Below are 9,438 nucleotides of genomic sequence, written 5' to 3' on the forward strand. Positions count from 1 at the left end.
AAATCAAATAATTGATTTTTCAGAAAAAAATGCTAATTTTAAAATTTTAAGTGTTTATCATGGCCTAAAACCACTTCAGCAACAAATCAATCAAATTCAACAAATTTTGGAACAACTACAAAAAAAATTAAACAGTTTATTAGAACATATTCAAAAAAATCAGACTGACTTTGATAATATTGCTATCAAAGCACAAAAACTAGCCGCTAAATTGCAGTCAAATGCAGCTCATTACCAAAAAGCCTTTGAACCATTGCGGACTCAATTAACTGCTTTGACTAAAGATTTATCAGACATTAGTACTTTGGTTACAAGTGGAGATGCGCTTAAGGCCCATCAACTATTAGAAGACAAACAAGTACAATTGAGTAAGTTTCAAACTAAGGCAGAACAAATTCTAGAACGGAGTATCAATTTAGAAACTGATTTTAAAACTGAATTACAGGAATTACAGACTGCAGAACAGCGGCTAAAAGTTTCAGGAATAAATTTAGAAAATCCGCAAATTACAACCGAACTTGTAGAAATAACTCAAAAAATTAATACGTTAAGAAAATTATTAACAGATTTAAACGTTGCAGAATTTGATCAATTAAAACAAAAAGTGATTGAACAAATTGATTATTTATATGAAAGAATTGCCCGCGAGTGGCGGGCACAAAAAAAGGTTGAAAAATACCAATTGGTGTTAGCAGATTTTATTCAGCATGCACAACGACAAAACCGCTTATTACGACAAAATATTCGACGTCTTAGTGGGACTTATGTTATTAAGCAGTCTGATCAAGAATTAGCCTTATCTTGTCAACAAAAGATTCAAAAAATTTCACAAAATTATCAAGCTCTTATCAAAAATATTAAGAGCCAAGAAGCAATATATTCCAAAATTTGGCAAGAATTTAAGCAATCTGCTCAACAATTAACAGAGATTGAAAATCAACAAAAGCAAATTGAAGATGGCTTTGATGGTTTACAGCAAGGCCGAAATATTGGCATCGATAATTTACAACAAATTACTCAAGATTTACGACAGTTAAAACATCAGGTGGAGGTTTTAAGACTGCAGGGTCTGCCGCAAGATTATCGGGACAATTATTATATGGTGAATACTGAAGCTGCGCAATTAGCAGAACTCCTGGAAAGTATACCGATTGATGTTGAAGAAGTTACTAAACAAATGTTTGTTGCTCAAGAAGATTTAAATAATTTGAAGCAGCAAGCCCAACAGCTTTTGGCAGATGTGCAGATTACTAATCATTTGATTCAATACGCCAATAGATACATTGATAAGTATCCTAATGTGCAACAGGCTGCTAATAAAGCCCAAGATTTGTATGATAATCAATTTGATTATAAACAAGCGCGTCAAATTATTTCTCAAGCTCTAGAGCAAGTTGAACCCGGAGCGGTTAAACGTATTCGGGATTTATATTATGCTGAGTATCACAAACAACAATAACTTGTGTAAGACTTTTTAATTTTAAATTCTAGAGCTAGAGGGTATTATATTAATTTGGAGTGTGAAGTCATGATTTATTTTGATAATAGTGCAACAACTTTAATTGAGCCAACAGTCTTAAAGACCTATCAAAAGGTTAGTCAAGACTTTTTTGGCAATCCATCCAGTTTGCATCACTTAGGTGATCAGGCACAACAAATTTTAAATTCTGCGCGTCAGCAAATAGCCCAAATTATTAATTGTCAAACTGATGAGATTTATTTTACTAGTGGAGGTTCTGAAGGCGATAATTGGGTTATTAAGGGAACAGCTTTGGAAAAAAGGCAGTTTGGTAACCATATTATTACAACTAATGTTGAACATCCTGCTGTTAGTAATGCCGTACACCAATTAGAAAAATTGGGTTTTGAGGTTACTTATGTACCTGTTGATAAAAGTGGCCATATTAATCCCCAAGATGTGCAAGCAGCAATTCGTCCAGAAACCATTTTAGTTTCTATTATGGCCGTAAATAATGAAGTGGGTGCGATTCAACCTATCAAGTCAGTAGCCAAAATTTTACAAGATTACCCAAATATTCACTTTCATGTAGATGCGGTTCAAACGGTTGGGAAAGATTTAGCTGCCCAAATCCAAGATCCGCGAATTGATTTTATGACATTTTCAGGACATAAATTTCATGGTCCAAGAGGAGTAGGATTTATTTATGCTAAAAATGGTCGCCGGATTGCTCCCTTAATCAATGGTGGCGGTCAGGAGGATAACCGGCGCAGTGGTACAGAAAATACCCCAGCGATTGTTGCAATGGCCAGAGCTTTAAGACTTGCTACGCAAGACCAGGTTGCACAAGCTAAGTTACAAAACCATTTACGACAAATGTTATACCAACATTTACAGAATTTAGACAATGCAGTTGTTTTTTCACAGCTTGATACCAGTTTTGCACCTCATATTTTATGTTTTGCTTTAAGAGGTGTCAGAGGAGAAACAATTGTTCACGCCTTTGAACAAGAAGATATTTATATTTCAACAACAAGTGCTTGTTCGTCCCGCAAGGGAGTTGAACCAATTACTTTAGCGGCGATGCATGTACCAGATCAATTAGCTACTAGTGCGGTAAGAGTAAGTTTAGACGCTAATAATACTATTTCTGAAATGCAGCAATTCATCAAGGCTTTAGATAAGATTTATCAACATTTTCAAGTTTTAAACTGAAAGGATTGGCTCAATGAATTATACAGAAATCATGATTCGCTATGGCGAATTATCAACTAAGGGAAAGAATCGTCGTAGTTTTATTGATCGTTTGCATGGCAATGTCGCAAAAGTGTTGCAGAATTTTCCTCAACTGCGGATTCATCCAAAGCGTGATCGCATGCATATCAACTTGAATGGGGCAGATGCCCAGGATGTAATGAAACGCCTACAGGTCGTTTTTGGAATTCAAAATTATTCCCCAAGTATTCGTATTGCTAAAGATTTAGAAGAAATCAAAAAAACCGCCTTACAAATGGTTCAAGAGCAGTATCAAGAAGGCAAGACTTTCAAGATTAGTACTAAACGTGCTGATCATGATTTTATTTACGATACTAATCAAATTAATTTGGCTGTTGGCGATTATGTTAGTGATCATCTGCCTGAAATTAAGGCAGAAATGCGTCATCCCGATATTAAAATTCAGATTGAAATTCGCTTTGATGGAGCGTATTTATCCAGTCAGACTTATCAAGGTGCAGGTGGGTTGCCTGTGGGCACTGCGGGAAAAGCCGGACTCATGCTCTCTGGCGGTATTGATTCGCCAGTAGCAGGATATTTAGCAATGAAACGTGGTGTGGAAGTAGAAATGATTCATTTTTACAGTCCCCCATACACTAGTGAACATGCCTTACAAAAAGCTCAAGATTTGACTGTTAAATTAGCCAAATATGCGGGTCATATTCAATTTATCCAAGTACCTTTTACAGAAATTCAAGAAACTATCAAACAGCAAGTTCCTGAAGGATATCTAATGACTGTTCAACGGCGCTTTATGCTTCGTTTAACAGATTTAATTACTAAAAAGCGTGGCGGCTTAGCCATTTTTAATGGTGAGTCAGTAGGTCAAGTTGCATCTCAAACTTTGGAAAGTATGGCTGCCATTAATGATGTTACTAATACGCCGATTATTCGCCCTGTCGCTACGATGGACAAGACAGAAATTATTAAAATTGCTGAAGAAATTGATACTTTTGATTTATCAATTAAACCTTTTGAAGACTGCTGTACTATTTTTGCACCAACCCGTCCGAAAACTAAGCCAACAATAGCTAAAGCTCGAGAATATGAATCACAATTAGATGTTGATGGGTTAATTGAGCATGCTTTAAGTGGAATTAAAGTTATGAACATTACTCCTTTTGACCATTTTTTGGAGCAAGAAAATCAAGAAATCGAATCTTTATTATAAAGAGCCTTGACGTTAGCGGGCTTTTTGATTATTATTGAACTAATATTTAGCTAAAGCGTTGAGCAAGAGGGACTAAGAAATCTTGATTTACAGAGAAGACTACATGGTTGAGAGTTAGTTTAATCAATAATCTTAGTTTGTAGCTTGTGAGCTGTCACAATTGTGATCGGGATGACCGTTATCGTTTGAGATAAAAGTTTCGAAAATTTTGCGAGAAACTTTTAATTTAGGTGGTACCGCGGTTGTCCACATTCGTCCTAATGAAAATTAGGGCTTTTTTTATTAATACGAAAAATTAAGGAGTGATCAAGATGTCTAAACCGCTAGAAATGTCAACTAAATATGATCATCAAGCTGTGGAAGCCAATCGTTACCAACAATGGTTGGATGATGATTTATTTAAGCCCAGTGGCAATGTCGATGCCAACCCCTATTCAATTGTTATACCTCCGCCTAATGTTACAGGTAAATTACATTTAGGTCATGCTTGGGATACTACACTACAGGATATTTTAATTCGTCAAAAAAGAATGCAAGGCTTTGATACCTTGTACTTACCGGGAATGGATCATGCCGGTATTGCGACTCAAGCAAAAGTGGAAGCCAAGTTGCGCAAAGCAGGTAAAAGTCGTTTTGACTTGGGACGCGAAGAATTTGTGAATGAAGTATGGCGTTGGAAAGATGAATATGCCAAAATTATCCATCAACAATGGGCTAAATTAGGATTATCCTTAGATTATTCTCGCGAACGATTCACTTTGGATGAAGGTCTATCTAAAGCTGTGCGGAGGGTTTTTGTAGACTTATACAACAAAGGATTAATTTATCGTGGGGAATACATCATTAATTGGGATCCAGAATTGCAAACTGCACTTTCTGATATTGAAGTCGAACATAAAGACGATCAAGGTGCCTTTTACCATGTTAAATATCCATTAGCTGATGGTTCTGGTTTTATTGAAATTGCAACCACTCGTCCAGAAACTATGCCTGGCGACGTGGCTATTGCAGTTTATCCAGGTGATGAGCGATATCAAGATATTGTCGGCAAAGAGGCTATTTTACCGCTATTTGGTCGCAAGTTACCTATTATTGAAGATCATTATGTTGATCCAGAATTTGGAACTGGTTTGGTAAAAATTACCCCAGCCCATGACCCTAATGACTTTAACGTTGGTAACCGTCATGACTTAGAACGGATCAATGTTATGAATGCTGATGGTACCATGAATGACAATGCGGGCAAATATCAGGGTATGGATCGATTTGAAGCTCGCAAAGCAATAGTCCAAGATTTGAAGGAACAAGGATATTTAATCAAAGAAGAACCAATTGTTCATAGTGTTGGTCATTCTGAACGTTCTGGTGTTCAAGTTGAACCACGTTTATCTACCCAATGGTTTGTTAAGATGAAGCCATTAGCAGAAATGGCTTTAAGAAACCAAGAAACAAGTGATAAAGTTAATTTTGTTCCGGAGCGTTTTGAACACACGTTTAAACAATGGATGGATAATGTTCATGATTGGGTAATATCACGACAATTGTGGTGGGGCCACCGGATTCCTGCATGGTACAATAAACAAACTGGTGAAATGTATGTTAGTGAAACTGCGCCTCAAGATCTGGATAATTGGGAGCAAGATCCTGATGTGTTAGACACCTGGTTCTCCAGCGCTTTATGGCCATTTTCTACTTTAGGCTGGCCTGAAGAAGATTCGTCTGATTTTAAGCGTTATTTCCCAACTAATGCCTTAGTAACTGGTTATGATATTATTTTCTTTTGGGTTGCTCGAATGATGTTCCAAAGTATTGAATTTACTCATGAAAGACCCTTTAAAGATGTTATCTTACATGGACTAATGCGTGATGAGCAAGGGCGTAAGATGAGTAAGTCCTTGGGCAATGGTATTGATCCAATGGATGTTATTAACAAATATGGTGTCGATGCTTTACGTTGGTTCTTAATTACAGGATCTGCTCCGGGACAAGATACTCGTTTTAGTTATGAAAAAGTTAAAGCTGCTTGGAATTTTATTAATAAGATTTGGAATGCTAGTCGTTTTGTAATTATGAATTTAGAAGATACTCCTGCTCCGACAGCGCTGCCTGATCTCCAACAGTTAGATATTGCAGATCAGTGGATTTTAGCCCAGTTAAATGATACAGTGGCTAATGTTTTACGCTTATCAGAAAAGTATGAATTTGGTGAAGTTGGACGGGCTCTTTACAACTTTATTTGGAATGACTTTTGTGACTGGTATATCGAATTGAGCAAGGCTGTCTTAAGTGGTGATGACGCTGCCAGCAAAAAACATAAACGGATAGTTTTAGCTTACGTTTTAGATCAAATCTTACGGCTATTACATCCAATTATGCCGTTTGTAACCGAAAAAATCTGGTTAACAATGCCGCATGAAGGTAAATCATTAGTAGTAGCTCAATATCCAACTATTCATCATGAGTTAGATAATACGACCGCTGTTAGACAGATGACAACTCTAATTGCAGCTATTAAAGCTGTTAGACAAATGCGTGCGGATGCAAATGCTCCGTTATCTAATCCAATTGATATTTTGATTAAAACGCAAAATCCTGAAGTTCAGCAAATTCTTATGGATAATCAAGAATATCTTAAGCGTTTAGCTCATCCAAAGAATTTACAAATCAAAGCTGATATTCAAGCTCCAAAATTAGCTTTAACTGCTGTAATTGATGGTGCACAAATTTTTGTACCGCTAGCGGAATTAGTTAATTTAAATGATGAAATCAAGCGTCAGAAGAAAGAATTAACTAAATTACAAAAAGACATCGATTTTGTAACGAAAAAGTTAGCTAATCCTGGTTTTGTAAAAAATGCTCCTGAAAATGTTGTTGCTGAACAAAAAGAAAAGTTACAATCATACCAGCAACAACAAGCACAAATTGAAGCACGGATTGTTGAATTACAACAAGGATAAAGGTCAATAATTTAAGCTAAAAAAGGAACTGGGCATGTGCGCTCATGTTCCTTATTTTTTGAAAAAATTATGAAAAGATGATTTTAATGAATACAGCAAAATTTGAGTTTGACTCAGCAGCTACGGCAATTTCTTATATTCACCAACTGCCTCATTTACATCCGCAAAAGAGTCTCAAATATGTTAAAAAAGCTCTGGAGGGGTTGGATAATCCCCAACAAAAAATTAAAACTGTTCATGTTACGGGAACTAATGGGAAAGGGACAGTTTGTTATTATCTCACCCAAATGTTGATAAATAGTGGTTTTAAGGTAGGTACTTTTGCTTCCCCTTATGTCCAAACATTTAATGAAAGAATTCAAATTAATCAACAACCCATTAATGATAAAGATTTAGTGGCTCTAACTCAAAAAACGGCTCAATTAGTTTCGAAAATTCAACAAGAAGATCCTGATTTTTATTTGGTACAGTTCGAATTTTTGACTGTAATGATGTTTCAATTTTTTGCTCAAGAACGGATTGATTACGGTATTATTGAAGTGGGTGTAGGTGGAGAACATGATAAAACTAATGTAATTACACCACTTCTTTCAATTATAACTAATGTCGGATTAGATCACGCGCAACTGATTGGCCCTACTTTAGAAGACATTGCTCAAGAGAAGGCAGGAGTAATAAAATCCGCACGCCCGGTAATTCTTGGCGAAATTCCCTTAGAAGTCCAGTCGATCATTCATGACCGGGCTCAAAAATTAGCAGCGCCTATTTATTCTTATCAAAAGGACTTTACCGTAAAGCAGCTACAAAGAAAAGCCTTTGATTTAACAACTTTTGATTGGTGCAATTCTCAATATCACTTTTCTGATTTAAAAGTAGCTTCATTTGCGGATACGCAAGTAATTGATGCGGCAATTGCTATTCAAGCCTATTTGTTATTATGCCCTCAAAATTACCCCCAAACAGTTGTAAAAACTAGTTTAGCAGTTGCTAGTTTACCTGGAAGAATGCAGATATTGAGTAAGGATCCATTAATTATTCTGGATGGTGCGCATAACTTGCCAGCTATAGAAGCTTTACTAACTAATTTGAAAGCAATCAGCCAACAAAAACGTTTAGTTGTATTATATGCAGCAATGGTAGACAAACAGCGAGATGCTATTTTACAAAAGTTACAGCCTACAGCCGATGAAATTATTATTACCACTACTGAAGAAAAGCGATCAGCTAAAGTCAGCGATTACCAAGATTTGACATCTAAGGAACATTTTGTAGCCCCTTGGCCAGTTGCTTTTGCCCAGGCTTTGACTAGTTTAGATAGTGAAAGTATGCTGGTGATTTGTGGTTCCTTACACTTTGCTAGTGATATTTTAGAAATGTTAAAAAGTTCCAACAATTAAAATGTTTAATTAGATAACTACTACAAAAAGCGTGTTTTTCGGTAATTTAACCAAGGACAATTGAGGTGAAATTATGAAAATACGTGAACAAGTGCAAAACCATGGTATTGCTAGTTTAACCATTGAACAATTATTTATATTAGTTGTCGGTTCTGGTACAAAGAATCATCATGTTGAACAAATAGTACATCATTTAGCTTATCTTTCTAACAATTTTTCTGATTTAACAGTTTTAAAGTCCATTAATTTGTTGAATGTCCCCGGAATTGGTCAAGCTAATCAAGCGCGGATTCTCGCAATTTTAGAATTGTGTGATCGCTTAAATCATCACCAGCGCTTGAATTTACAGCAACCAGCAACTACTAGCATTTTAGCCAAATATTTAATCAAGAAATATTGCAACTATCAGCAAGAAGAGTTGATTGGAATTTTCTTAGACGTTAATCACTATGTATTGACTGAAAAAATTCTTTTCCGTGGAACTTTAACAGCTGCGACTGTGCATCCACGAGAAGTTATTAAGACAGCCTTATTATTACCTTGTACAAAAATTATTATCGCTCATAATCATCCAAGTGGTAATTTACAACCTTCTTCAGCCGACTTAGCTTTTACCAAGCGGCTGTATTCTTGCTGTGAACTATTTGGAATTAAGCTGATGGATCATTTAATTATTGGTCAAGATGATTTTTTAAGCATCCATGAACAAGGTTTGTTATAAATATTATTTTTAATTAAATTTTTCTATGATATAATTTAGAAGATAGTTTAAGTACGTTTTAGTTTAAGGAGATAGTGTCTTGTTTGGAATGCGATCACGAAACATTGGAATAGATTTAGGGACAGCAAATACGATTGTTTATGTTGACGGCAAAGGAATTGTTTTACGTGAGCCTTCTGTGGTAGCTAAAAAAGTCGCCACAGGAGAAATAGTGGCTGTCGGTGAACAAGCGCGGGCCATGATTGGACGTACTCCAGGTAGTATTCAAGCAATTCGTCCTATGAAAGATGGTGTGATTGCTGATTATGATACAACTGCGGCAATGATTCAATACTTTTTAAAAAAGGCAGTGGGAAACGCCAAGCCTTCAGTTATGGTTTGTGTTCCTAGTGGAGTAACCGAAGTGGAAAAACGCGCTGTTATTGAAGCTGCACAACATGCAGGGGCTCGTGATGCAT

7 protein-coding genes are annotated in these 9,438 nt (G+C 36.1%); all 7 read left to right on the forward strand.

Features of this window, described 5'->3' with window-relative positions; all coding sequences use genetic code 11:
* Positions 1-1,459, forward strand: a 1,459-nt coding sequence (locus EQ827_RS07010; RefSeq protein WP_181190291.1) for a septation ring formation regulator EzrA, incomplete at its 5' end; no start/stop codon positions are given.
* 69 nt (positions 1,460-1,528) lie between these two features.
* Positions 1,529-2,674, forward strand: a complete 1,146-nt coding sequence (locus EQ827_RS07015; RefSeq protein WP_181190292.1) for a cysteine desulfurase family protein — start codon at positions 1,529-1,531, stop codon at positions 2,672-2,674.
* Between the two features lie 13 nt (positions 2,675-2,687).
* Positions 2,688-3,905, forward strand: coding sequence for a tRNA uracil 4-sulfurtransferase ThiI (thiI, locus tag EQ827_RS07020; protein ID WP_181190293.1), 1,218 nt, complete (start codon positions 2,688-2,690; stop codon positions 3,903-3,905).
* A gap of 311 nt (positions 3,906-4,216) precedes the next feature.
* Complete coding sequence (locus EQ827_RS07025) at positions 4,217-6,862, forward strand: valine--tRNA ligase (RefSeq protein ID WP_181190294.1); 2,646 nt, start codon at positions 4,217-4,219, stop codon at positions 6,860-6,862.
* A gap of 86 nt (positions 6,863-6,948) precedes the next feature.
* Entirely contained in the window at positions 6,949-8,259 is a 1,311-nt protein-coding gene (locus EQ827_RS07030) for a bifunctional folylpolyglutamate synthase/dihydrofolate synthase (protein WP_181190295.1), read from the forward strand.
* Positions 8,260-8,332: 73 nt separating this feature from the next.
* Positions 8,333-8,980: a RadC family protein gene (gene radC / locus EQ827_RS07035; protein ID WP_181190296.1), complete on the forward strand. Its 648-nt coding sequence runs from the start codon at positions 8,333-8,335 to the stop codon at positions 8,978-8,980.
* Between the two features lie 79 nt (positions 8,981-9,059).
* Positions 9,060-9,438: rod shape-determining protein (locus tag EQ827_RS07040; RefSeq protein ID WP_181190297.1), on the forward strand; the 379-nt coding region annotated here is incomplete at its 3' end.

The organism is Bombilactobacillus bombi (assembly GCF_013607485.1).
Lineage (GTDB): Bacteria > Bacillota > Bacilli > Lactobacillales > Lactobacillaceae > Bombilactobacillus > Bombilactobacillus bombi_A.